Source organism: Mycobacterium sp. NGS19, assembly GCF_059813155.1.
In genome coordinates this window covers 91,737-112,897 of the sequence record NZ_JCALEB010000001.1, presented here as the reverse complement: position 1 = coordinate 112,897, position 21,161 = coordinate 91,737, and the positions used below count along the sequence as shown (strand labels likewise).

Genomic DNA, 21,161 nt, shown 5'->3' with positions numbered 1-21,161 from the left:
TAGGTGTGAAACGTATTGGCGGGCAATGCTTGTCAGTGGGTGTCTCTAGATTCGGGGTATGAATTCGATCGCGTTCGAGGCGGCGGTGGCCGTCTATGACGCCGTGGATGCCGCGCTGGAGGCCATCACCGCGCTCGACCGCGACGGCTTGTCCACCGCCGAGCGGGTGGCGCTGTTGGAGCGTCACGAACGCTGGCGCCGACGCCTGCCGGCCCTCGAGCGTGAACTGCTCGCCGAGCTGACCCACGCCTCGCCCGGCGAGCTCGGCGGGCGCCTGCCCCAAGTGCTGGCCGACCGGCTGCGGATCTATCGGCGCGAGGCGGCGCGCCGCATCGACGACGCGGTCGACCTCGCACCGCGGAGCGCGCTGACCGGTGAACCGCTCCCGCCGAAGCTGGCGGCGACCGCGGCCGCCCAGAGCGCCGGAACCATCAGCGCCGAGCATGTGAAGATCATCCGGACGTTTCTGGCGCAGCTGCCGTGCTGGATCGACGAACCCACCCGCGCCACAGCCGAAGCGCGACTGGCCGCCATCGCCACCCGCCATCGCCCTGACGAACTGCAACGCGCCGCCGACCACTACACCGACGTGCTCAACCCCGACGGCGACTACTCCGACGAGCACCGCGCCCGCCGCCGCGCCATCACTATTTCGCCGCAAGCCCCCGATGGCATGTCCAAACTCACTGGCTGGCTCGACCCGCAGCTGCGCGCCGGCCTGGACGCCGTGCTGGCCAAATGGGCGGCCCCCGGCGCCTGTAACCCCGCCGACCCCACTACGACCGTCGACGGCCAGCCCGCGGCAGAAGCGGTCAGCGCCGATGAGCGCAGCACCGCCCAGCGCAACCACGACGCGCTCGCCGCGATGGTGCGCTCGACGTTGATGTCGGGTGAGTTGGGTTCGCATCAGGGCCTGCCGGTCACCATTACCGCCACCGTCGCGCTCGACGACCTCCAACGTCGAGCCGGCAAGGCCCACACCGGCTCAGGCAGCTGGCTGCCGGTCACCGACCTGATCCGCATGGCTGCCCACGCCTACCACTATCTACTCGTGTTCGACCAGGCCAGGCGGGTGCAGCTCTACAAGGGCCGCACCACCCGCCTGGGCACCCCCGAACAACGCCTGCTGCTCTACGCCTTAGAGCGCGGCTGCACCCACCCCGGCTGCGACGTACCGGCCTATTGGTGTCAAATCCACCACCTGCGCGACTGGGCCACCGGCGGCCCCACCGACATCGATAACCTGACCCTGTCCTGCGGACCCCACAACCGCGACGCCACCACTGGCTGGACCACCCGAAAACGCGCCGACGGCACCACCGAATGGATCCCACCCCCAGACCTCGATCACGGCCAGCCCCACACCAACACCTACTTCCACCCCGACCGCATGTTCGACGACGACGAAGACGATGAAAAAGAGTGTGGCTGAGGGCTTTTCGTCAGCGGGTGACGAACTGCACGACGGCGTCGGTGAAAGCGTCGTTGTCGTCTCCCGCTGCGGTGTGACCGGCGTCGGAAAGTTCGACGAATTCAGCAGTAGGGACCTTTTCGAGGAAATTTTTGACTCCCTCGACGCTGACCACGTCGGACAGCTTGCCGCGGATCAGCAGAATCGGAATGCGAAGGTCGATCGCCGCGCTTTCGAGTTTCTCGACACGCAGATGCGGATCGTCCTCCGGCTTGGTCAGCAGCTTCGGGTCCCAGTGCCAATACCAACGGCCGTTTCGTTGGCGCAGGTTCTTCTTCAAACCCTCCGGACTGCGCGGCCGCGTCCGGTGTGGCAGATATGCCGCGACCGCATCGGCAGCTTGCTCCAGGGAGTCGAAGCCGTGCACATGGCTGAACATGAAGTCGCGGATGCGTGCACTTCCGCTCTTCTCGAACCGCGGCACCACGTCGACGAGCACAAGCTTGCTCACCGTCGCCGGCCCGGCGGCATGGGCAGCAAGAATGCCGGTCAGCCCGCCCATGCTGGCGCCGATCAACGCGACGGGCCGGTCGATGGCGTCGATGACGCGCAGCACGTCGCCGCACAGTGTCTCGAGTGCGTAATCCGCGCCGGGCGCGCGATCACTGTCTCCATGCCCACGAGAATCGAGCGCCACCACATGGAAACCCTTGTCGGCCAATACCTGACCGGTGCTCTTCCACGAGAACCGGTTCTGCCCGCCGCCGTGGAGCATCAGAATCGAGGGCCGCCCGTCAGTGGACGCGTTGTGGTTCCACTCGTCGGCGACCAGCGTCACGTCGTTGACGCCGCAGTAGGTCACCACCTGAGGTGTGCTGCTCATCGGGTCACGGTAGCGGACCCGAGATCGACGGTCTCGTGGACGTCTGCCGCGATGAGTTTGGGTGACAGTGGCAGTCGATACCAGTGACCAGAGGAGGAGAACACCATGCCGTCCATCACCCCGTGCCTGTGGTTCGACGACAACCTCGAGGAGGCCGCGCAGTTCTACACGTCCGTGTTCCCGAACTCAAGAATCGAAGGCTTCGACCGCTATACCGAGGCGGGCCCTGGTACTCCCGGCCAGGTGGCGTCCGGCACATTCGTGCTCGACGGCACCCGCTTCACCGGCCTCAACGGTGGCCCGGTCTTCTCCTTCACCGAGGCGGTGTCGTTCATGGTGCACTGCAGGAACCAGGAGGAGGTCGACTACTACTGGGACCGGCTCGTCGACGGCGGCGAGGAGTCGCAATGCGGGTGGTTGAAAGACCGCTTCGGTTTGAGTTGGCAGATCGTGCCTGACCGCCTCTTCGAATTAGTCAACGATCCGGACCCGGCTCGCGCTGCGGCCGCCACCAAGGCGATGCTCGGCATGCGCAAGATCGTGATCGCCGAATTGGAGGCTGCTGCCGCCGCCGACTGACTCGGCGGTCCCGTTAAGCTGCCGCCATGGGTGAGCCCGGCTGGGTCGAGGTCGACGCGCCGACGGTAACGCTGCGCGGGCTTGCGTGGAGTCCTCGCCAGGGGGCCGGTGATGCGCCAATTGCATTGTGTCTTCACGGTTTTCCTGACACCGCGCATGGCTGGCGCAAAATCGCGCCGAAGCTCACGGCGGCTGGCTGGCGAGTGGTCGCCCCGTTCATGCGGGGATACGCACCGTCGACGATCCCGTCCGACGGCAGCTACCACGTCGGCGCACTGATGGACGACGCGTTGCGTGTCCTCGACGCTCTAGGCCCGACCGGGCGTGACGTGGTCATCGGCCATGACTGGGGCGCGATCGCCGGCGTGGGGCTGGCTGCGATGCCGGACAGCCCGTTCGCCAAAGCCGTCGTCATGTCGGTGCCGCCGCCCGCATCGTTTCAGCCGCTCGGCCGCATTCCGCACACCGGGCGGCTGGCCGCGCAGCTACCGCGTCAGCTGGCTCGCAGCTGGTACATCATGTACTTCCAGCTGCCGATGCTTCCCGAGCGCTCGGCGTCTTGGGTGCCGCGTCGCCTGTGGCGGCAATGGTCGCCGGGCTATCGCGCCGACGAAGATCTCCGCCATGTCGACGCGGCGATCGGCACCCCTGAGAGTTGGCGCGCCGCGCTGGGCCCCTACCGCGCCACCGTCCGCAACACCCGGCCACCCGAGCAGTACGCCGAGTTGCATCGGTACTGGCTCGAGGCGCCGACGCTGCCCACCCTCTACCTGCACGGTAGAGACGACGGCTGCGCTACCGCCGCATACACCGAGTGGGCGCAACGAATCTTGCCGCCAGGCAGCGCCGCACACGTCGTCGACGATGCCGGTCATTTTCTGCAACTCGAACAACCCGACGTCGTGGCCGGCCGCATCGTCGACTTCATCGGTCCGGCTGAGAGCTAAGAGCCCTTCAGTCCTGGGTGCTGACGAGCTACCAAGCCCACGATCAGTTCGCGCGGCGCGAAGCGCGGAAGCAACGCGGCGGCCCGGTTCGCCACCCCCGGCACCACCACACCCTTGCCCGCCGCCAGGCCCTCGATTCCGGCGAGTGCCACCTCCTCGGCGGTCTTCCACATCATTCGCGGCAGCGCCGCCTCGGCCTCTTCGTCGGGAATTCCGGCGGCCTCCCCGAAGCCGGTTTTCACCGGCCCCGGGCACAACGTCGTCGCGCTCACCCCGGTGCCGCGCAGCTCCCCGCGCAACGCATCGGTGTAGGACAGCACAAACGCCTTCGCCGCGCCGTACGACGCCTGACCGGGCACCGGAGCGAACGCGCCGGCCGACGCCACGTTCAGCACGGCACCCCGGCGCCGCTGCACCATGCCCGGCACGAACCGGCAACAGAGGTCGACGACCGCGGCCACATCGACCTCGACCACGTTGAGTTCCTTCTCCGCAACGGCTTTCGCGATCGGGCCGACCGTCGCCAACCCGGCGCTGTTGACCAGGATGTCAACCGTCAGGCCCAGCGCGGCCACCCGTTCCGGCAGCGCAGCTCGCTCAATGCGATCCGACAGGTCGGCGGGCAGCGGATGTGCCGGCGTGTCGAGCTCGCCGGCGAGTGCCTCCAGCTCCGCGGCGCGCCGGGCCACCAAGACGACGCGATGTCCACGCCGCGACAGCTCGCGGGCAATCGCCTCACCGATTCCTGACGACGCGCCGGTGATGAGCGCGGCGCTGCGTTCCGCGGGTCCTGGAAGAGTCATTCGTATGACCGTAGCCCTGACCGCCACCGACGCGCAGGTCTACTGGATGTCGGCCAAGATCCCCAACGACCAGTTCCTGCTCTATGCATTCGACGGCGAGCCAGCCGATCTCACCAGCGCTGTGGCGCAATGCATTCGGCGCGCCAGCGCCTGTTCAGACCTGAGGCTGCGCGTCGACGACAGCTGCCCGCTGACATATCCCAGATGGGTCGCCAACGACGTCACCACCGAGCAGGTGGTGGTCCACGGCGCGGCCGTCAGCTGGCAGCGCTGCCTGGATGCGGTCGCCGAACTGGGCCGCGACCAGCTCGACCTTCGCGGCGCCGCGTGGCGGCTGCACGTGTTCTGCCCGGTGCAGGGCGTGCCGGGTGCCTCGATGGCGTCGACGGTCGCGGTGGTCCAGATGGGTCACGCGCTCGGCGACGGCGTGCGCTCGTCGGCCCTCGCAGCCGTGCTGTTCGGGCGATCCTGCGACGCCGTGCCAGCCGTCACCCGAGGGCGCCGAGGATGTCTTGTGACGCGCGCTCTCGCTGCCGCCCGGGCGCGACGTCAACTCGACCGTGACACCGCCGCGGGCCTCGTCGCGCCGCCGCCACCACCGCGGCCCGCGTTGAGCGTCAACCGCAAGCCTGAAGGCACACCGGCGATCCGCACCTTCACCCGGCCCCGCGGTCAGCTGACTCCTACCGTCACCAGCGCAGTCCTCTCCGCGGTGTCCGAGGCGCTCTCGGCCTACCTGCGTGCCCGCGGCGAGGACCCGTCGACCCTGGGCGCCGAGGTGCCGATGGCCAAACCCGGTGTGCGCTATGCGAACAACCACTTCGGCAATGTCGGCGTCGGGCTGTACCCAGAGCTCCCGCGGACCAGCCGCGCGACGCGGATCGCCGCAGAGTTTGACCATCGTCGGCGCCGAGCCCGACATCCGGCGTTCGCCGCAGGCGACGCCGCGCTGGAAGCCGTTCCCGCCGTGTTGTTGCGCTGGGGCGTCGGGCAATTCGATGCGGATATCCGCTCGCCCGTCGTCATCGGCAACACCGTGGTCTCCAGCGTCAACCGTGGCGCAGCCGACCTGACCTTCGGCGGGCGGCCTGTGCTGCTCACCGCCGGCTACCCGGCGTTGTCACCGATGATGAGCCTGACCCACGGGGTGCACGGCATCGGCGACACGATTGCGATCAGTGTCCATGCCGCCGGATTGGACCTCGACAAGTACGTGAACAGGCTGTCGATGGCATTGCCGCAACACTAGAACACGTTCTAAATTCTGCCTCATGGGATTTCTGAAACCGGAACTGCCCGTCGTCGACTTCGAGGAATGGAGCAAGGGCACCCGCAGCGAAAAAATCCGGCCGATGGCCCGGCACTGGGCCGAGGTGGGCTTCGGCACACCCGTCGCAATGCACTTGTTCTACGTGGTCAAGATCCTGTTGTACATTCTCGGCGGCTGGCTGTTCGCGCTGGCCACCAAGGGCATCGACGGGTTCACCAACGTGGGCGCGTGGTGGTCGGAGCCGATCGTCTTCGAGAAGGTCGTGCTCTACACGATGCTGTTCGAAGTGGTGGGACTGGGCTGCGGCTTCGGGCCGCTGAACAACCGCTTCTTCCCGCCGATGGGCTCGATCCTGTACTGGTTGCGGCCGAAGACGATTCGGCTGCCGCCCTGGCCCAATCGAGTGCCGTTCACCAAGGGGGATAGCCGCACACCGGTCGACGTGCTGCTGTACGCAGCGCTTCTGGTGATGCTGCTGTGGGCGCTGCTGTCCGACGGCACCGGCGGCGTGCCGGGACTGCTGCCGACGTGGCAGATCGCCGTCATCCTCGGGCTCCTGGCCGTCGCGGGCCTGCGCGACAAGGTGATCTTCCTGGCCGCCCGCGGCGAGGTGTACGCAAGCTTTGCGGTGACCTTCCTGTTCGCGAGCGACGACATGATCGTCGCCTCCAAGCTCGTCTTCCTCGTGATCTGGATCGGCGCCGCCACGAGCAAACTCAACAAGCACTTCCCGTTCGTGATCTCGACGATGATGTCGAACAACCCGCTGATCCGCGCCAAGTCGATGAAGCGCAGATTCTTCGAGCACTTCCCCGACGACCTGCGGCCGGGGCGGGTGTCGCGGGTGATCGCACACGTCAGCACCGCGATCGAGATGCTGGTGCCCTTGGTGCTGTTCTTCTCCCACGGCGGCTGGCCGACGGCCATCGCAGCGTTCGTGATGGTGTGCTTCCACTTCGGCATCCTGTCTGCGATCCCGATGGGTGTGCCGCTGGAGTGGAACGTCTTCATGATCTTCGGGGTGCTCAGCCTGTTCGTCGCCCACGCCGACGTCGGTCTGGGTGACGTGAAAAACCCTGTCCCGGTTGCTCTTTTGGTCCTGGTGCTGGCCGCAACGGTGGCCCTGGGCAACCTGTTCCCGCGCAAGATCTCGTTCTTGCCCGGTATGCGGTACTACGCCGGCAACTGGGACACCTCGCTGTGGTGCCTCAAGCCGTCGGCGGCCGAGAAGATCGAACGCGGACTGGTGGCGATCGCCAGCATGCCGCAGAAGCAACTGGAGCGGTTCTACGGCAGCCCCGAGGCCGCGCAGATCCCGATCTACATGGGGTATGCGTTCCGGGGCTTCAACACTCACGGCCGCGCACTGTTCACGCTCGCGCACCGGGCGATGGCCGGACAGAACGAGGACGACTACGTGATCACCGACGGCGAGCGCATCTGCAGCACCGCGATCGGCTGGAACTTCGGCGACGGCCACATGCACAACGAGCAGCTGATCGCGGCGATGCAAAAGCGATGCCACTTCGAACCCGGCGAGGTGCGGGTCGTGCTACTGGACGCCCAGCCCATTCACACGCAGACGCAGCGGTACCGGCTGGTCGACGCGGCCACCGGGGAGTTCGAACGAGGTTACGTGAGAGTCGCCGACATGGTCGTCCGGCAGCCGTGGGACGACGACGTGCCCGTGCACGTCGACGAGTCCTCGACAGGGGCGTCGGCAAGCAGGAAGTGACCCCGCCGCAACCGCCTTCGCAGCCTGGTTGACAATCGACACACGTCAACTTTCGAAGGAGAAGCTCATGGCTGAAGCCGTCATCGTCGAAGCAGTACGTTCGCCGATCGGCAAGCGCAACGGCGGGTTGTCGGGTGTGCATCCCGCCGATTTGTCCGCGCAAGTCCTCAACGCGCTGGTTCAGCGGGCCGGGGTGGACCCCGAGATCGTCGACGACGTCATCTGGGGCTGTGTGATGCAGGCCGGTGAGCAGAGCATGGACATCGCGCGCACGTCACTGCTGGCGGCAGGATGGCCGGAGAGCGTGACCGGCGTGACCGTGGACCGCCAGTGTGGGTCCAGCCAGCAGTCGATCCACTTTGCCGCAGCCGGCGTGGTTGCCGGGCACTACGACGTCGTGGTGGCCGGCGGCGTCGAGTCGATGTCGCGAGTCCCGATGGGCGCCTCTCTGGCCGGCGGCGGAAACCCGTTCCCGCAGGCATTCATGGACCGCTACGGTGTGCACCCCAACCAGGGCATCGGTGCGGAGATGATCGCCGAGCGGTGGGGCTTCGATCGCACCGCGCTCGACGAGTTCTCCCTTGGGTCGCACGAAAAGGCTGCTGCTGCACAGGATTCCGGCGCGTTCGACGACCAGATCACCCCGATCAAGGACCAGGACGGGAACCCCGTGCTCAAGGACGAGGGCATCAGGCGCGGCACCCCGATGGAGAAGATGGCGCAACTGAAGCCCGCGTTCAAAGAGGACGGCGTGATCCACGCCGGCAACTCGTCGCAGATCTCCGACGGCGCGGCCGCAGTGCTGATCACCACCGACGAGAAGGCAAAGTCGTTGGGGCTCAAGCCCATTGCGAAGATCCACACCGCCGTCCTGGCCGGTGCCGACCCGGTGATCATGCTGACCGCGCCGATCCCCGCGACGCAGAAGGCCCTCAAGAAGTCTGGCCTGAGCATCAATGACATCGGCGTGTTCGAGGTCAACGAGGCGTTCGCGCCGGTTCCGCTGGCCTGGCTGCACGACATCGGTGCCGACGAGAAGAACCTGAACCCCAACGGCGGCGCGATCGCGCTGGGCCACCCGCTCGGCGGGTCAGGCGCCCGGATCATGACGACGATGGTTCATCACATGCGCGACAAGGGAATTCGCTACGGACTGCAGACCATGTGCGAAGGCGGCGGCCAGGCCAACGCCACCATCGTGGAACTTCTGTGAGCGAGCCTCCGGCGCTCGTCGAGCGTCGCGGCAACGTCGAGGTGATCACGATCAACCGTCCCGAAGCCCGCAATGCGGTCAACGGGGCGGTGAGCACCGCGGTCGGAGAGGCGCTGGAACACGCCAACAACGACCCCGACGTGTGGGCGGTGGTGATCACCGGCGCAGGGGACAAGTCGTTCTGCGCCGGAGCAGACCTCAAGGCCATCGCCCGCCGCGAGAACCTGTACCACCCCGAGCACGGCGAGTGGGGCTTCGCCGGGTACGTACACCACGTCGTCGACAAGCCGACGATCGCGGCCGTCAACGGCACCGCCCTCGGCGGCGGCACCGAGATCGCCCTCGCCAGCGACCTGGTGGTGGCCGACCAGAGCGCGACATTCGGTCTGCCGGAGGTCAAACGGGGACTGGTCGCCGCGGCGGGTGGGGTGTTCCGGATCGTCGACCACCTGCCGCGCAAGGTGGCGCTCGAGATGTTGTTCACGGGCGACCCGATCTCGGCGGCCGACGCTGCGCGGTGGGGCATGGTCAACGAAGTCGTGCCGGACGGGACGGCGCTGGAGGCGGCGCTGGCACTGGCGCAGCGCATCACCGTCAACGCGCCGCTGGCCGTTCAGGTGAGCAAGCGGGTGGCCTACGGCGTCGACGACGGCGTGATCACCGACGAAGAGCCGAAATGGGCGCGGCTGTTCAACGAAGTCAGAACGCTGATGAAGTCGCAGGACGCCAAGGAGGGGCCGCTGGCGTTCGCCGAGAAGCGCCAGCCCGTGTGGAAGGCCAGGTAGCGCATGCCGTTGATCGTGCCCGTGCGAGGCCGGACCCCGCACATCCATCCCGAGGCCTGGGTGGCCCCGAACGCTTCGGTGATCGGCCAGGTGACGGTCTCGGCCCGCGCCAGCGTCTGGTATTCGGCGACGCTGCGTGCCGAGGCCGAACCGATCCACGTCGGCGCCGGCACCAACATCCAGGACGGCGTCACCGTCCACGTCGATTCCGAATATCCCGTGCACATCGGAACCGGTGTGAGCATCGGCCACAACGCGGTGGTCCACGGCTGTGAAGTGGCAGACCATGTGCTGGTGGGCATGGGCGCAATCATCATGAACGGCGCGGTGATCGGCACCTGCTCGCTGATCGCCGCCGGCGCACTGGTGCCGCAGGGCATGGTGGTCCCGCCACGGTCGTTGGTGACCGGGGTGCCCGGACGCGTGCGGCGCGAACTCAGCGACGCCGAGGTGGCCACCAATCAGCAGAACGCGGCGGTCTACGAACGCCTCGCCGAGTTACACCGCGGAGCGTCTTAGAGCTTCTCGCGGAACGTCACCCAGACATCCCCGGTGTCGTGCACGCCGACGGGCCGGCTCATCGCATCCAAGATCGCGTCGACCTCCTTGTGGTCCAGCTCGACGGGAGGCAGCCGGTCGCCGTTGTCGTCACGGACGTCGTACTCGAACACCAGCTCGGCGAGCGGGTGCAGCCAGTGCGACACCGTCACCTCCTTGCCGTCGCCGTTCTGGTACGTACCGGTCAAGAAGAAGCCGCCGCCATGCTGGAAGCGGCGATGGATCGCGGCCTGCAGATGAGCCAGGAAATGGTTGGTGAACTGAAGCGGCAGCTCGCGATCTCCGCTACGCAGCGTGGCCAATCTGACGTCTCCTTCCGTGGGCAACTCAGCACAGCACTACCCACAGCCTAGGAAGACGGTGTCGCGGCCCGGCGAAATTGGGTAATCGCCTACGGTGACCAATGTGCGTGCTCTCGTCACCGGAGCCACCGGATATGTCGGATCGCGGCTCGTCGCGGCGTTGGTCCGCGACGGCCATCAGGTCGTTGCAGCGAGCCGAAATCCGGCCTCGCTCAAGCGGTTTGGCTGGTATGACGACATCCAGCCGGTCGCCCTCGACGCGGCGAACCTCGACGCGACCCGGGCGGCGTTGGCCGATGCCGGGCCCGTCGACGTCGTCTACTACCTGGTGCACGGCATCGGACAGCCGGGCTTTCGTGACGCCGACAACCGTGCGGCTGCCAACCTCGCGACCGCTGCCAAAGAAGCCGGAGTGCGGCGCATCGTCTACCTCGGCGGATTTGTGCCCGACGACGACGACCTCTCCGAGCACCTGGCCAGCCGCGCCGAGGTGGCGGCGTCGCTGTCGGTCGACGGTGGTGCGGAAGTGGTCTGGCTCGGCGCGGCGATGATCATCGGGGCGGGGTCGACGTCGTTCGAGATGCTGCGGTACGTCGGCGACCGCTTCCTGCTCTTTCCGCTGCTGCCGTGGGCGGCCAATCCGATGGATCCGATCTCAATCCGCGACGTCCTGTACTACCTTGTCGCCGTGGCCGACTCCGACCGCGTGCCCGCGGGCGGCTACGACATCTGCGGGCCGGAGACAACGACGTACCGGGACCTTCTGTTCGACTACGCCCGCGCGACCGGCAGCTGGCGGGCCGGGCTGCCTGTGCGTGGCATCGACACGGCTTTGGTGTCGCGGGTGACGGCGGTCGCGCTGCCGGTTCCCGGTGGTCTCGCCGCCGACCTCGTCGAGTCGCTCGACCACCCGATGACCGCCTCCGAGCACCGGCTGAGCGACCTGGTGCCCGACCCCCCGGGTGGGCTGACCCCGATCGCGGACGCGATCGCCGCGTCCGTCGCCACTCGCACGCCTCGGCCGGTCAACGAGCTCGCCGACCCGCATCACCTCGCCGATACCGACCCCGACTGGGCGGGCGGCGACGTGCTTGCGCTGCAGCGGCGGGTCCGCGCGGTGACCCCGGCGGCCGCCCGGCCAGCGCTGGAACTGGTCAACCTGGTGCCCGGCCCCGTGGCCGGGGTGCTTCGCACGGGGCTGGACATTCTTGCCGAACTCACGCCGAACGGAAAATCTGCATGACGCAACAGGCGCCGGAAACCACACGGCCCGGACTGCTGGGCGAAATCAAAGAGATCGCGACCACGGTCGCGGTTCCGTACCACGAGCCCCCCGCGGTGGTCGTTCGGCGGCGCATCGTCGTCGCGGTGTTCTTGGTGATCGGTGCCGTGGTGCTCGGGTTCTCGCTGAAACGGCCCGCCGGCGACGACTCGTTCTATTGGTCGACGTTCCTGCTGGCCGGGGTGTGGTTCGCCGGCGCATTGTTGTCGCGGCCGCTGCACCTCGGCTGCATCAAGTTCCGCGGCCGCAACCAGCGACCGGTCATCACCGGCACAGTGGTCGGACTGGCGCTGGGCGGTGCGTTTCTGCTCGGCGGCTTGGGCGCGCGCGAAATCCCGGCGGTCAACGACTACGTCACCCGCGTTCTCGAGTTCGCCGACCGCGGCTCGCTGCCGCTGGTTCTGATGATCACGCTGATCAACGGCATCGCCGAAGAATGCTTCTTCCGGGGAGCGCTGTACTCGGCGTTGGGCCGGTTCTATCCAGTGGTCTTCTCGACGCTGCTGTACATCGCCGCGACCCTGGCCAGTGGCAACCCGATGCTCGGCTTCGCCGCGGTCATCCTGGGCACGGTGTGCGCCCTTGCGCGCCGCGCGACCGGCGGAGTGCTGGCGCCCATCCTCATCCACTTCTGGTGGAGCGTGCTGATGGTGCTGGCGCTGCCGCCGATCTTCGGCCTCTCGGCAGGACGGTGACCGATTCATGACCTACGACGTCGTCCTCCGCAACGGCCTGTGGTTCGACGGAACCGGCGCCGCGCCTTCGCTTCGCACCATCGGCGTGCGCGACGGCATCGTCGCGCAGGTGTCCGCAGAGCCGCTGGACGAGACCGGCTGCCCAGAGGTGATCGACGCGGCCGGCAAGTGGGTGGTCCCCGGGTTCATCGACGTGCATACCCACTACGACGCCGAGGTGCTTCTGGATCCCGGCTTGCGCGAGTCCGTGCGGCACGGCGTCACCACGGTGCTGCTGGGCAACTGCTCGCTGTCGACCGTCTACGCCGACGCCGCCGACGCGGCCGATCTGTTCAGCCGCGTGGAGGCGGTGCCGCGCCAGTACGTGCTCGATGCGCTGAACGCCAAGAAGACGTGGTCGACGCCCGCCGAATACGTGCGGGCGCTCGACGATCTGCCGCTGGGGCCGAATGTCGCCTCGATGCTTGGCCATTCGGATCTGCGCACCTCGGTGCTCGGGCTGGGGCGCGCCACCACGGGCGACGTCAGGCCCACCGACGCCGAACTGGACAAGATGGCTCAGTTGCTCGAGGAGGCTCTGGACGCCGGGCTTCTGGGCATGTCCGGGATGGATGCGCCGATCGACAAGCTCGACGGCGACCGGTACCGCTCGCGAGCGCTGCCGTCGACCTTCGCGACGTGGCGTGAACGGCGCCGGCTGATCGCGGTGCTGCGCAAGCGTGACCGCCTACTGCAGAGCGCACCCAACGTCGAGAATCCGCTTTCGGGGCTGTTGTTCTTCGCCTCCAGCAGCCGAATGTTCGGCCGGCGCAAGGGCGTTCGGATGAGCCTGCTGGTATCGGCGGACGCCAAGTCGAACCCGGGCGCGGTGAAGGTGTTCGGGCCGCTGACCCGGCTGCTCAACAAGCTGTTCGACGCGAGCATTCGGTTCCAGCACCTGCCGGTGCCGTTCGTGCTCTATTCCGACGGCATCGCTCTGCCGGTGTTCGAAGAGTTCGGCGCGGGCACTGCCGCATTGCACCTGCGGGATCAGTTGCAGCGCAACAGCTTACTGGCCGACACCGAGTACCGTCGCCGCTTCCGTCGGGAATTCGACAAGGTCAAGCTCGGACCGACGTTGTGGCATCGCGACTTTCACGATGCGGTGATCGTCGACTGCCCTGACGTCGGCTTGGTGGGCAAGAGCTTCGGGCAGATCGCCGACGAACGCGGTCTGCACCCGCTGGATGCGTTCCTCGACGTGCTCGTCGAGAACGGCGAGCGCAACGTGCGGTGGACCACTGTGGTGGCCAACCACCGGCCCTCGCAGCTGGACAAGCTGGCCGTCGAGCCGACCGTGCACATGGGGTTCTCCGATGCCGGTGCGCATCTGCGCAACATGGCGTTCTACAACTTCCCGCTGCGGCTGCTCAAGCGTGTGCTGGACGCGCAGCACGCCGGAAAGCCGTTCATGACCGTCGAGCATGCGGTGCACCGGCTGACCGCCGAGGTGGCCGACTGGTTCGGGCTGGACGCGGGCACTCTGCGCGGGGGCGACCGCGCGGATTTCGTGGTGATCGATCCGGCTGGGCTCGACGACTCGGTGGACGGCTACTACGAGGAGCAGGTGCCGTTCTACGGCGGGCTGAGCCGAATGGTCAACCGCAACGACGCCGCCATCGTGGCCACAGGGGTCGGGGGCGCGGTGGTCTACCGCAGCGGCGTGTTCCGGGACGGGTACGGCACCACCTCCAAGTCGGGACGATTCCTGGGTGCGGAAGCCCAAGAGTCTGCCTTCACCTGAGGTGAGCGCGGGATCGCACTGCACGATCGGCTACCGTCGGCGTCATGTCTGAGGTTTCCGGTCACGACCGCATCGACGACGTCGCGCCAGGCGACATCATCGCGCTCGACCGCGGCACCGGAGAGCATCCGTACAAGGTGGTGTTCAAGGACGCCAACGACGGCGGGTACGTCGTCACGCTGGAAGGCGACGACGGTGAGACGTTCCAGGTAGACCTGAGATCCGGCACGACGGTCAAGCGGTCGCTGGCGGCCAAGTGGGAATCGTCGCAGAGCCCGACACCACACTCGGACGCCGGCGGCTCCTAGCGGTCCTTGAACGTGGGCGGGCGCCGCTGCTGGAATGCGGTTGTGCCCTCGATGAAGTCGTGCGACGTGATCAACACCGACTGGCCTTGCTTCTCGCGTTCGAACGCCGCCTCGAGCTCGGTCAGTGTCGCGGCGTTGATGGCCTCTTTGGTCTTGCGGAACGCCACCGCCGGCCCGTTGACCAGGGTCGCGACGACCTTGTCGACCTCGGCGTCGAATTTGCCGGCGGGATAGACGGCGGTGACCAGGCCCCAGTCCACCGCCTCGCGGGCGGAGATCCGTTCAGCCAGTAGTGCCATGCGCATCGCCCGTAACCGGCCGGCCGCCGCGGCCACCAGCGCAGACGAGCCACCGTCGGGCATCAAGCCGATCTTGGTGAACGCGAGCATGAAAAACGCGTTCTCCGAAGCCAATACGACGTCGCAGCCGAATGCCAACGAGGTCGCGACACCGGCCGCCGGGCCGTGCACCACCGCGACGGCCGGCTTCGGCAGCCTGGTGATGGCGCGAACCGCGCGGTTCGCTTCGTCGATGATCTTCGTGGGAGAGCTTGCGCCACCGCCCTTTTGATCTTCCTCGCTGATGCCCGCGCCGGAACTGAACCCGCGGCCGGCCCCGCCGAGGCGCACCACGCGCACGCGGTCGTCGTCACCCGCCTGTTCCACCCAGTCGGCGATCCCGGACAGCATCGCCTCGGTGAGCGAGTTCAGGCTTTCCGGACGGTTCATCGTGATCGATAGCACGCCACCGGCGAGCTCGAGCGAGAGGCCGTTGACAGCTCGATAGGCCTCGGTGCTGGAATCGAGGGTCGTCATGGCTACACCTTATGGCTCTGTTAAGTTCGACCAACCAGTAGGTCGGTACGGTGAGCGACCCAGGAAAGGAAACGATCAGTGGAGATCAAAGACGCCGTAGCACTCGTCACCGGCGGTGCGTCAGGCCTCGGGCTCGCGACGGCGAAGGCGCTGCTCGACGAGGGTGCCCAGGTGGTGATTCTCGACCTGCCGACCAGCAAGGGCGAAGAGGTGGCCAAGGAACTGGGCGACCGTGCTCGATTCGCACCTGCCGACGTCACTGACGAGGCGGCGGTGACCAAGGCGCTCGACCTCGCCGAGTCGCTGGGCCCGGTGCGGATCAACGTGAACTGCGCGGGCATCGGCAGCGCGGTGAAGACGCTGAGCAAGAACGGCCCGTTTCCGCTGGACGTGTTCACCAAGACCGTCCAGGTCAACCTGATCGGCACTTTCAACGTGCTGCGCCTCGCCGCCGAGCGCATCGCGAAGACCGAGCCCGTGGGTCCGCCGGACAGCCCTGAGCGCGGCGTGATCGTCAACACCGCATCCGTCGCGGCGTTCGAAGGGCAGATCGGCCAGGCCGCCTACTCGGCGTCGAAGGGCGGCGTGGTCGGAATGACCGTGCCGATCGCGCGTGATCTGGCCCGCGAGTTGATCCGGGTGTGCACGATCGCGCCCGGTCTGTTCAAGACACCGCTGTTGGGCTCGCTGCCCGAGGAGGCGCAGAAGTCGCTGGGTGCGCAGGTTCCGCACCCGGCCCGCCTGGGCGATCCTGCCGAGTACGCCGCGTTGGCCGTGCACATCGTCAAGAACCCGATGCTCAACGGTGAGGTGATTCGCCTCGACGGTGCGATCCGGATGGCCCCGAGGTAGCGGGATGATCAAAACCAAATTCACCGAGGCCTTCGGTGTCGAGCACCCGATCGTCCAGGGCGGCATGCAGTGGGTTGGTCGGGCGGAACTCGTTGCTGCCGTTGCGAATTCGGGTGCACTGGGCTTCATCACCGCGTTGACGCAGCCCACCCCGGCGGATCTGGCCAACGAGATCGCCCGCTGCCGGGAGCTGACCGACAAGCCGTTCGGGGTCAACCTGACGATTCTGCCGACGATCAATCCGCCGCCGTACGACGAATACCGCAAGGTGATCGTCGACTCGGGCATCAAGATCGTCGAGACCGCGGGCTCCAACCCGGCGCCGCACCTGCCGATGTTCCACGACAACGGGATCAAGGTGCTGCACAAGTGCACGTCGGTGCGGCACGCGGTGAAGGCGCAGAGCCTGGGCGTGGACGGCATCAGCATCGACGGGTTCGAATGCGCGGGGCATCCCGGCGAGGACGACATTCCGGGGCTGGTGCTCATTCCCGCGGCTGCCGACAAGATCGAGATTCCGATGATCGCCTCCGGTGGTTTCGCCGACGGCCGGGGCCTGGTGGCCGCGCTGGCGCTCGGCGCCGACGGCATCAACATGGGCTCGCGGTTCATGTGCACGGTGGAATCGGGAATCCATCAGAACGTCAAGGAAGCGATCGTCGCCGGCAGTGAGCTCGACACCGAGCTGATCTTCCGGCCGCTGCGCAACACCGCGCGGGTGGCCAGCAACGCGGTGTCGCGCGAGGTGGTGCAGATTCTCGACAATGGCGGCCAGTTCGAGGACGTCAAGGATCTGGTCGCCGGCGTGCGCGGGGTCAAGGTGTTCGAGAACGGCGACCTCGATGCGGGCATCTGGTCGGTGAGCACGGCGATGGGGCTGATCAACGACATCCCGACCGTCGGCGAGCTGGTGTCACGGATTGTGACCGAGGCGGAAGAACTGATCAGCGGGCGACTGGCCCGGATGATCGGATCGGACGAAGACGAAAAGGTTCCGGCATAGCCGGCTCGATCGGCATGAGCTGTCAGTAAGGCCGGCGCCGAGCAAACTTCGGCGCCGGCCTTCGGTCAGACGGCGGGTGCCAGCGGATGCCAGTCGTCGAGTTGCTCTGAGGTGTCGCCTTCTACCAACAGATCACCGTGGTAGAGGGCGTCGAAGTCAACTTTGATGACGTCGGCGCTGGTGTCATCGATCCACATGCCAGTGAGCGTATGGGCCGCCTCTAAGAAGACTTTGAGTCACGTTTCGGAAAACGGTGGCAATTCTTACCGACGGGTAGGGTCGAGCGGTTTGCCGTTGACCGCCATGAGTTATCGCTGATAAGTTACCGCCGATACGTATGTAGGGCGGAAGGACGTTGCGTGCTCGCCGGAATCGCTCGAATGGCCATCGCGGCGCCGCGGCGCGTCATCGCCGTCGCACTGCTTCTCATGGTGGGCACCGCGGTGTTCGGCATTCCCGTCACGAAGAGCCTGTCGGCGGGGGGTTTCCAGGACCCGACGTCGGAGTCGGCGCAGGCCGCGACCATGCTGTCACGCACCTTCGGGCAAGGCGACATGGAACTGGTGGTCAGCGTCACCTCCCCTGCGGGTGCTCAAAGCCCACAGGCACGCGCGGCCGGCCTCGACATCGCACGCCAGCTGCAAGAGTCACCGTTCGTCGCGCAGGTGACCTCGGCGTGGACGTCGGGTCCTGCCGCGGCGCCGGCGTTGATCAGCAAGGATGGCCAGACCGGGTTGATCGTCGCCGGCATCTCCGGCACCGAAAGCGAAGCCCAGCAGCGTGCCAAGGCCTTGGCCGCCCGGGTCGCCCATGACCGCGACGGCGTGACCGTCAAGGCCGGCGGCGAAGCCATGATCTACGTGCAGATCAACGGCCAGAGCGAAAAAGACCTGCTGCTGATGGAATCGATCGCGATCCCGCTCAGCTTCCTGGTCCTGGTGTGGGTGTTCGGCGGGCTGCTCGCGGCCGCGCTGCCGCTGGCGGTCGGCGGGTTCGCGATCCTCGGCTCGATGGCCGTTCTTCACGCGATCACGTTCGCCACCGACGTTTCGATCTTCGCGCTGAACCTGACCGTCGCGATGGGACTCGCGCTGGCCATCGACTACACCCTGCTGATCATCAGCCGCTACCGAGACGAGCTCGCCGACGGCCGTCCGCGCGACGAGGCGCTGATCCGGACGATGGCCACCGCGGGACGCACTGTGCTGTTCTCGGCGATGACGGTCGCGCTGTCGATGGTCGCGATGGTGTTGTTCCCGATGTACTTCCTGAAGTCGTTCGCCTACGCCGGTGTCGCGGTGGTGGCATTCGCCGCGGCGGCCGCGATTGTGGTGGCGCCGGCGGCTATCGCGCTGCTGGGCGAGCGGCTGGACTCGCTGGACGTGCGCAAGCTCGGCCGCCGAATTTCGGGGCGGCCAGAACCCGTCGCGAAGCCGGTGCAGCAGACGTTTTGGTACCGCTCGACGAAATTCGTTATGCGCCATGCCATTCCGGTAGGCGTCGTGATCATCGTGCTGCTGCTCGCGCTCGGTGCGCCGTTCCTGGGCGCCAAGTGGGGCTTCCCCGACGATCGCGTGCTGCCGCAGTCCGCGTCGGCGCGCCAGATCGGCGACAGCCTGCGCAGCGACTTCGCGGTGGACAGTGCCATGAACGTGACCGCGGTGATCCCCGACATGTCCGGGGTCAGCCCACAAGAGCTGGGCCGCTACGCCGCCGAATTGTCGACGGTGCCGGACGTCTCGTCGGTCTCCACGCCGGTCGGTACCTTTGTGCGTGGTGCGCCGGCCGGGCCGCCGTCCGCCGCCACCGGGATGAAGGACAACAGCGCGTTCGTCACGATCGGCAGTACCGCGCCGCTGTTCACCGCGGCCTCGGAAACGCAGCTCGACCGGCTGCACGCCGTCACCGGCCCCGGCGGCCACGACGTGCTGCTGACCGGTACCGCGCAGATCAACCGGGACAGCAGCCATGCGGTCACGTCTCGTATCCCCGCGGTGCTCACAGTGATCGCGGTCATCACGTTCGTGCTGCTGTTCATGCTCACCGGCAGTGTGGTGCTACCGCTGAAAGCCTTGCTGCTCAACGTCTTGTCGTTGACCGCCGCGTTCGGTGCACTGGTGTGGATCTTCCAGGAGGGCCACCTCGGGGCGTTCGGCACCACACCCACCGGCACGCTCGTCGCCAACATGCCGGTGCTGCTGTTCTGCATCGCGTTCGGGCTGTCGATGGACTACGAGGTGTTTTTGGTCTCGCGGATCCGCGAGTTCTGGCTGCAATCGCCGCAGACGCGCACCGACAACGACGAGAGCGTCGCGCTTGGTCTCGCCCGCACCGGCCGCGTGGTGACGGCCGCGGCGCTGCTGATGTCGATTTCGTTCGCCGCGCTGATCGCAGCGCAGGTGGCATTCATGCGGATGTTCGGCGTGGGTCTCACGTTGGCCGTGCTGGTCGATGCGACGCTGGTGCGGATGCTGTTGGTCCCGGCGTTCATGCATGTGTTGGGGCGGGCGAACTGGTGGGCGCCCAAGCCGTTGGCGCGTCTGCACGCGCGGTTCGGAATCAGCGAAGCGCCCGCGCTCGCGACGAGCGAGACGAAACCGCGTGTCCAGTCCCGCGCCTAGTTCCGATCGCAGGCGCCGATCTCCGCGCGGCGCCGGTGACCAGCTGCGCGACGAGATCCTCGACGCTGCCACCGAGCTGCTGCTGAAAACCGGTCAGGCCAAAGCGGTTTCGATCCGTTCGGTGGCCCAGCGCGTCGGCGTCACGCCACCGTCGATCTACCTGCACTTCAAGGACAAGGACGCACTGCTCGACGCGGTCTGCGCACGGTATTTCGAGAAGCTCGACGAAGAGATGCAACGAGCGACGATAGGGCAGACGACCACGATGGACGTGCTGCGCGCCCAGGGTCAGGCCTATGTGCGGTTCGCGTTGCAGACGCCCGAGTTGTACCGGATCGCCACGATGAGCGAGGGCCGCCCCGGCAGCGACGTGGATCTCACCCTCAACAGCTCGGCGTTCACCCACATGCGTGCCACCGTGCAAGCGTTGATGGACCAGGGCATCTACGTCCAAGACGACGCGACCACCACAGCGCTCGAGATGTGGACCGCCGCGCACGGCGTCGCGGCGCTGCTGATCGCCAAACCGTATCTGCCGTGGGGTGACGTGGAGCAGTTCACCGACCGGGTGCTGCGCGCGGTGTGCTGCGGCCAGATCGTCAGCGGGATAATCGGCTACGACGCCAGCCCACAGGACGCCATCAACACGATCATGAAAATCAAAGAGGCAGAACATGAGTGACGAAGCCATCCGCGTCGAGAACCCGCTGTTCGCCCGGATCTGGACGGTGCTGTCGCGCCATGAGCCGCCGAAACTGCGGGAGCTGCGTCGGCGAAACCTCGCCGGGCTCACCGGCCGGGTGCTGGAAGTGGGTGCAGGCACCGGCTCGAATTTCGTGCACTACCCGACCACGGTCGAGGAGGTGATCGCCGTGGAGCCCGAGCCGCGGCTCAATGCGATCGCCCGCCGAAGCGCCCACACGGCGCCGGTGCCCATCACCGTCGTGGATTGCGCGATCGAAGACTTGACGTCGGGCGCGCCGTTCGACGCCGTGGTGTGCTCGCTGGTGCTGTGTTCGGTCGAAGACCCCGAAGCCGTGCTGCGGCGACTGTTTTCGATGCTGCGGCCGGGTGGCGAGCTGCGCTATCTGGAACATGTGGCCAGCGGCGGTGTTCGCGGCCGGATGCAACGGCTGGCCGACGCGACGATCTGGCCGCGGCTGGCCGGCAACTGCCACACGCACCGCGACACCGAGCGGGCGATTGCCGCCGCGGGCTTCGTGCCGCAGACGGCCCGGCGCGAGTGGACGCTTCCGGGATGGGTCCCGGTGCCGGTGTCCGAGCACGCGCTGGGCCGGGCGGTGCGGCCCGCGTAG

Annotated in this window: 22 protein-coding genes; 17 read left to right on the top strand and 5 right to left on the bottom strand. The window is 67.2% G+C overall.

Annotation, left to right across the window (positions count from 1 at the left end):
* Positions 1-58 precede the first annotated feature (58 nt).
* Positions 59-1,432 (top strand): HNH endonuclease signature motif containing protein, encoded by a 1,374-nt coding sequence (locus AC5Y4N_RS00575; RefSeq protein ID WP_499909658.1) that lies wholly within the window; start codon positions 59-61, stop codon positions 1,430-1,432.
* Positions 1,433-1,442: 10 nt separating this feature from the next.
* On the opposite strand, the gene AC5Y4N_RS00570 is transcribed toward AC5Y4N_RS00575, so the two are convergent.
* A complete protein-coding gene (locus tag AC5Y4N_RS00570) occupies positions 1,443-2,294 on the bottom strand; it encodes an alpha/beta fold hydrolase (protein WP_499909660.1) in 852 nt (283 codons plus the stop codon).
* 105 nt (positions 2,295-2,399) lie between these two features.
* Between AC5Y4N_RS00570 and AC5Y4N_RS00565 the strand changes: the two genes are divergently transcribed.
* Both AC5Y4N_RS00565 and AC5Y4N_RS00560 read left to right on the top strand, forming a co-directional pair.
* Positions 2,400-2,873, top strand: a complete 474-nt coding sequence (locus AC5Y4N_RS00565; protein ID WP_499909662.1) for a VOC family protein — start codon at positions 2,400-2,402, stop codon at positions 2,871-2,873.
* 26 nt (positions 2,874-2,899) lie between these two features.
* Positions 2,900-3,820 carry an alpha/beta fold hydrolase gene (locus tag AC5Y4N_RS00560; RefSeq protein WP_499909664.1) on the top strand — a complete coding sequence of 307 codons (921 nt, stop codon included), beginning with the start codon at positions 2,900-2,902 and terminating at the stop codon, positions 3,818-3,820.
* On the opposite strand, the gene AC5Y4N_RS00555 is transcribed toward AC5Y4N_RS00560, so the two are convergent.
* Positions 3,817-4,623, bottom strand: coding sequence for an SDR family NAD(P)-dependent oxidoreductase (locus AC5Y4N_RS00555; RefSeq protein WP_499909666.1), 807 nt, complete (start codon positions 4,621-4,623; stop codon positions 3,817-3,819). The genes AC5Y4N_RS00560 and AC5Y4N_RS00555 overlap by 4 nt on opposite strands.
* Positions 4,624-4,627: 4 nt before the next feature.
* Here AC5Y4N_RS00555 and AC5Y4N_RS00550 point away from each other — a divergent pair, with 4 nt between their 5' ends.
* The 5 genes from AC5Y4N_RS00550 to AC5Y4N_RS00530 all read left to right on the top strand — a co-directional run bounded on the left by AC5Y4N_RS00550 (position 4,628) and on the right by AC5Y4N_RS00530 (position 10,145).
* Positions 4,628-5,872, top strand: coding sequence for a WS/DGAT/MGAT family O-acyltransferase (locus AC5Y4N_RS00550; RefSeq protein WP_499909668.1), 1,245 nt, complete (start codon positions 4,628-4,630; stop codon positions 5,870-5,872).
* A 22-nt stretch (positions 5,873-5,894) separates the two neighbouring features.
* On the top strand, positions 5,895-7,628 hold the full coding sequence (locus tag AC5Y4N_RS00545; protein ID WP_499909670.1) for a DUF3556 domain-containing protein: 1,734 nt from the start codon (positions 5,895-5,897) through the stop codon (positions 7,626-7,628).
* 67 nt (positions 7,629-7,695) lie between these two features.
* On the top strand, positions 7,696-8,841 hold the full coding sequence (locus AC5Y4N_RS00540) for a thiolase family protein (RefSeq protein ID WP_499909672.1): 1,146 nt from the start codon (positions 7,696-7,698) through the stop codon (positions 8,839-8,841).
* A complete protein-coding gene (locus AC5Y4N_RS00535) occupies positions 8,838-9,626 on the top strand; it encodes a crotonase/enoyl-CoA hydratase family protein (RefSeq protein WP_499909674.1) in 789 nt (262 codons plus the stop codon). The genes AC5Y4N_RS00540 and AC5Y4N_RS00535 overlap by 4 nt, the downstream gene beginning before the upstream one ends.
* Before the next feature lie 3 nt (positions 9,627-9,629).
* Complete coding sequence (locus AC5Y4N_RS00530) at positions 9,630-10,145, top strand: gamma carbonic anhydrase family protein (RefSeq protein ID WP_499909676.1); 516 nt, start codon at positions 9,630-9,632, stop codon at positions 10,143-10,145.
* On the opposite strand, the gene AC5Y4N_RS00525 is transcribed toward AC5Y4N_RS00530, so the two are convergent.
* Positions 10,142-10,486 (bottom strand): DUF7882 family protein, encoded by a 345-nt coding sequence (locus AC5Y4N_RS00525; RefSeq protein ID WP_499909678.1) that lies wholly within the window; start codon positions 10,484-10,486, stop codon positions 10,142-10,144. The two genes, AC5Y4N_RS00530 and AC5Y4N_RS00525, sit on opposite strands and share 4 nt — an antisense overlap.
* Before the next feature lie 94 nt (positions 10,487-10,580).
* Between AC5Y4N_RS00525 and AC5Y4N_RS00520 the strand changes: the two genes are divergently transcribed.
* Genes AC5Y4N_RS00520 through AC5Y4N_RS00505 form a run of 4 tightly spaced genes read left to right on the top strand, consistent with a single transcriptional unit; the run spans position 10,581 to position 14,554 of the window.
* On the top strand, positions 10,581-11,729 hold the full coding sequence (locus AC5Y4N_RS00520; RefSeq protein WP_499909680.1) for an NAD(P)H-binding protein: 1,149 nt from the start codon (positions 10,581-10,583) through the stop codon (positions 11,727-11,729).
* Entirely contained in the window at positions 11,726-12,463 is a 738-nt protein-coding gene (locus tag AC5Y4N_RS00515) for a CPBP family intramembrane glutamic endopeptidase (protein WP_499909682.1), read from the top strand. The genes AC5Y4N_RS00520 and AC5Y4N_RS00515 overlap by 4 nt, the downstream gene beginning before the upstream one ends.
* A gap of 7 nt (positions 12,464-12,470) precedes the next feature.
* Positions 12,471-14,246, top strand: coding sequence for an N-acyl-D-amino-acid deacylase family protein (locus AC5Y4N_RS00510; protein ID WP_499909684.1), 1,776 nt, complete (start codon positions 12,471-12,473; stop codon positions 14,244-14,246).
* 44 nt (positions 14,247-14,290) lie between these two features.
* Entirely contained in the window at positions 14,291-14,554 is a 264-nt protein-coding gene (locus tag AC5Y4N_RS00505; RefSeq protein WP_499909686.1) for a hypothetical protein, read from the top strand.
* Here the strand turns inward: AC5Y4N_RS00505 and AC5Y4N_RS00500 are convergent.
* Positions 14,551-15,369, bottom strand: coding sequence for an enoyl-CoA hydratase (locus tag AC5Y4N_RS00500; RefSeq protein WP_499909688.1), 819 nt, complete (start codon positions 15,367-15,369; stop codon positions 14,551-14,553). The two genes, AC5Y4N_RS00505 and AC5Y4N_RS00500, sit on opposite strands and share 4 nt — an antisense overlap.
* Positions 15,370-15,447: 78 nt before the next feature.
* On the opposite strand from AC5Y4N_RS00500, the gene AC5Y4N_RS00495 reads away from it, so the two are divergent.
* Positions 15,448-16,221 (top strand): 3-hydroxyacyl-CoA dehydrogenase, encoded by a 774-nt coding sequence (locus tag AC5Y4N_RS00495; protein WP_499909690.1) that lies wholly within the window; start codon positions 15,448-15,450, stop codon positions 16,219-16,221.
* 4 nt (positions 16,222-16,225) lie between these two features.
* On the top strand, positions 16,226-17,224 hold the full coding sequence (locus AC5Y4N_RS00490) for an NAD(P)H-dependent flavin oxidoreductase (protein ID WP_499909692.1): 999 nt from the start codon (positions 16,226-16,228) through the stop codon (positions 17,222-17,224).
* A gap of 65 nt (positions 17,225-17,289) precedes the next feature.
* Here the strand turns inward: AC5Y4N_RS00490 and AC5Y4N_RS00485 are convergent, their stop codons facing one another.
* Positions 17,290-17,421, bottom strand: coding sequence for a hypothetical protein (locus tag AC5Y4N_RS00485; protein WP_499909694.1), 132 nt, complete (start codon positions 17,419-17,421; stop codon positions 17,290-17,292).
* Positions 17,422-17,583: 162 nt separating this feature from the next.
* On the opposite strand from AC5Y4N_RS00485, the gene AC5Y4N_RS00480 reads away from it, so the two are divergent.
* The 3 genes from AC5Y4N_RS00480 to AC5Y4N_RS00470 are packed head-to-tail and all read left to right on the top strand — an operon-like array spanning position 17,584 to position 21,161.
* On the top strand, positions 17,584-19,845 hold the full coding sequence (locus AC5Y4N_RS00480; RefSeq protein ID WP_499909696.1) for an MMPL family transporter: 2,262 nt from the start codon (positions 17,584-17,586) through the stop codon (positions 19,843-19,845).
* Positions 19,826-20,527, top strand: coding sequence for a TetR/AcrR family transcriptional regulator (locus AC5Y4N_RS00475; protein ID WP_499909698.1), 702 nt, complete (start codon positions 19,826-19,828; stop codon positions 20,525-20,527). Before AC5Y4N_RS00480 ends, AC5Y4N_RS00475 begins: the two co-directional genes overlap by 20 nt.
* Entirely contained in the window at positions 20,520-21,161 is a 642-nt protein-coding gene (locus tag AC5Y4N_RS00470) for a class I SAM-dependent methyltransferase (RefSeq protein WP_499909700.1), read from the top strand. The genes AC5Y4N_RS00475 and AC5Y4N_RS00470 overlap by 8 nt, the downstream gene beginning before the upstream one ends.

Coding starts and splice junctions, on each gene's coding strand:
- AC5Y4N_RS00510 (WP_499909684.1), top strand. CDS start 12,471: ATGACCTACGACGTCGTCCTCCGCAACGGCCTGTGGTTCGACGGAACC.
- AC5Y4N_RS00575 (WP_499909658.1), top strand. CDS start 59: ATGAATTCGATCGCGTTCGAGGCGGCGGTGGCCGTCTATGACGCCGTG.
- AC5Y4N_RS00560 (WP_499909664.1), top strand. CDS start 2,900: ATGGGTGAGCCCGGCTGGGTCGAGGTCGACGCGCCGACGGTAACGCTG.
- AC5Y4N_RS00555 (WP_499909666.1), bottom strand. CDS start 4,623: ATGACTCTTCCAGGACCCGCGGAACGCAGCGCCGCGCTCATCACCGGC.
- AC5Y4N_RS00545 (WP_499909670.1), top strand. CDS start 5,895: ATGGGATTTCTGAAACCGGAACTGCCCGTCGTCGACTTCGAGGAATGG.
- AC5Y4N_RS00530 (WP_499909676.1), top strand. CDS start 9,630: ATGCCGTTGATCGTGCCCGTGCGAGGCCGGACCCCGCACATCCATCCC.
- AC5Y4N_RS00515 (WP_499909682.1), top strand. CDS start 11,726: ATGACGCAACAGGCGCCGGAAACCACACGGCCCGGACTGCTGGGCGAA.
- AC5Y4N_RS00505 (WP_499909686.1), top strand. CDS start 14,291: ATGTCTGAGGTTTCCGGTCACGACCGCATCGACGACGTCGCGCCAGGC.
- AC5Y4N_RS00565 (WP_499909662.1), top strand. CDS start 2,400: ATGCCGTCCATCACCCCGTGCCTGTGGTTCGACGACAACCTCGAGGAG.
- AC5Y4N_RS00570 (WP_499909660.1), bottom strand. CDS start 2,294: ATGAGCAGCACACCTCAGGTGGTGACCTACTGCGGCGTCAACGACGTG.
- AC5Y4N_RS00485 (WP_499909694.1), bottom strand. CDS start 17,421: ATGTGGATCGATGACACCAGCGCCGACGTCATCAAAGTTGACTTCGAC.
- AC5Y4N_RS00540 (WP_499909672.1), top strand. CDS start 7,696: ATGGCTGAAGCCGTCATCGTCGAAGCAGTACGTTCGCCGATCGGCAAG.
- AC5Y4N_RS00500 (WP_499909688.1), bottom strand. CDS start 15,369: ATGACGACCCTCGATTCCAGCACCGAGGCCTATCGAGCTGTCAACGGC.
- AC5Y4N_RS00490 (WP_499909692.1), top strand. CDS start 16,226: ATGATCAAAACCAAATTCACCGAGGCCTTCGGTGTCGAGCACCCGATC.
- AC5Y4N_RS00550 (WP_499909668.1), top strand. CDS start 4,628: ATGACCGTAGCCCTGACCGCCACCGACGCGCAGGTCTACTGGATGTCG.
- AC5Y4N_RS00470 (WP_499909700.1), top strand. CDS start 20,520: ATGAGTGACGAAGCCATCCGCGTCGAGAACCCGCTGTTCGCCCGGATC.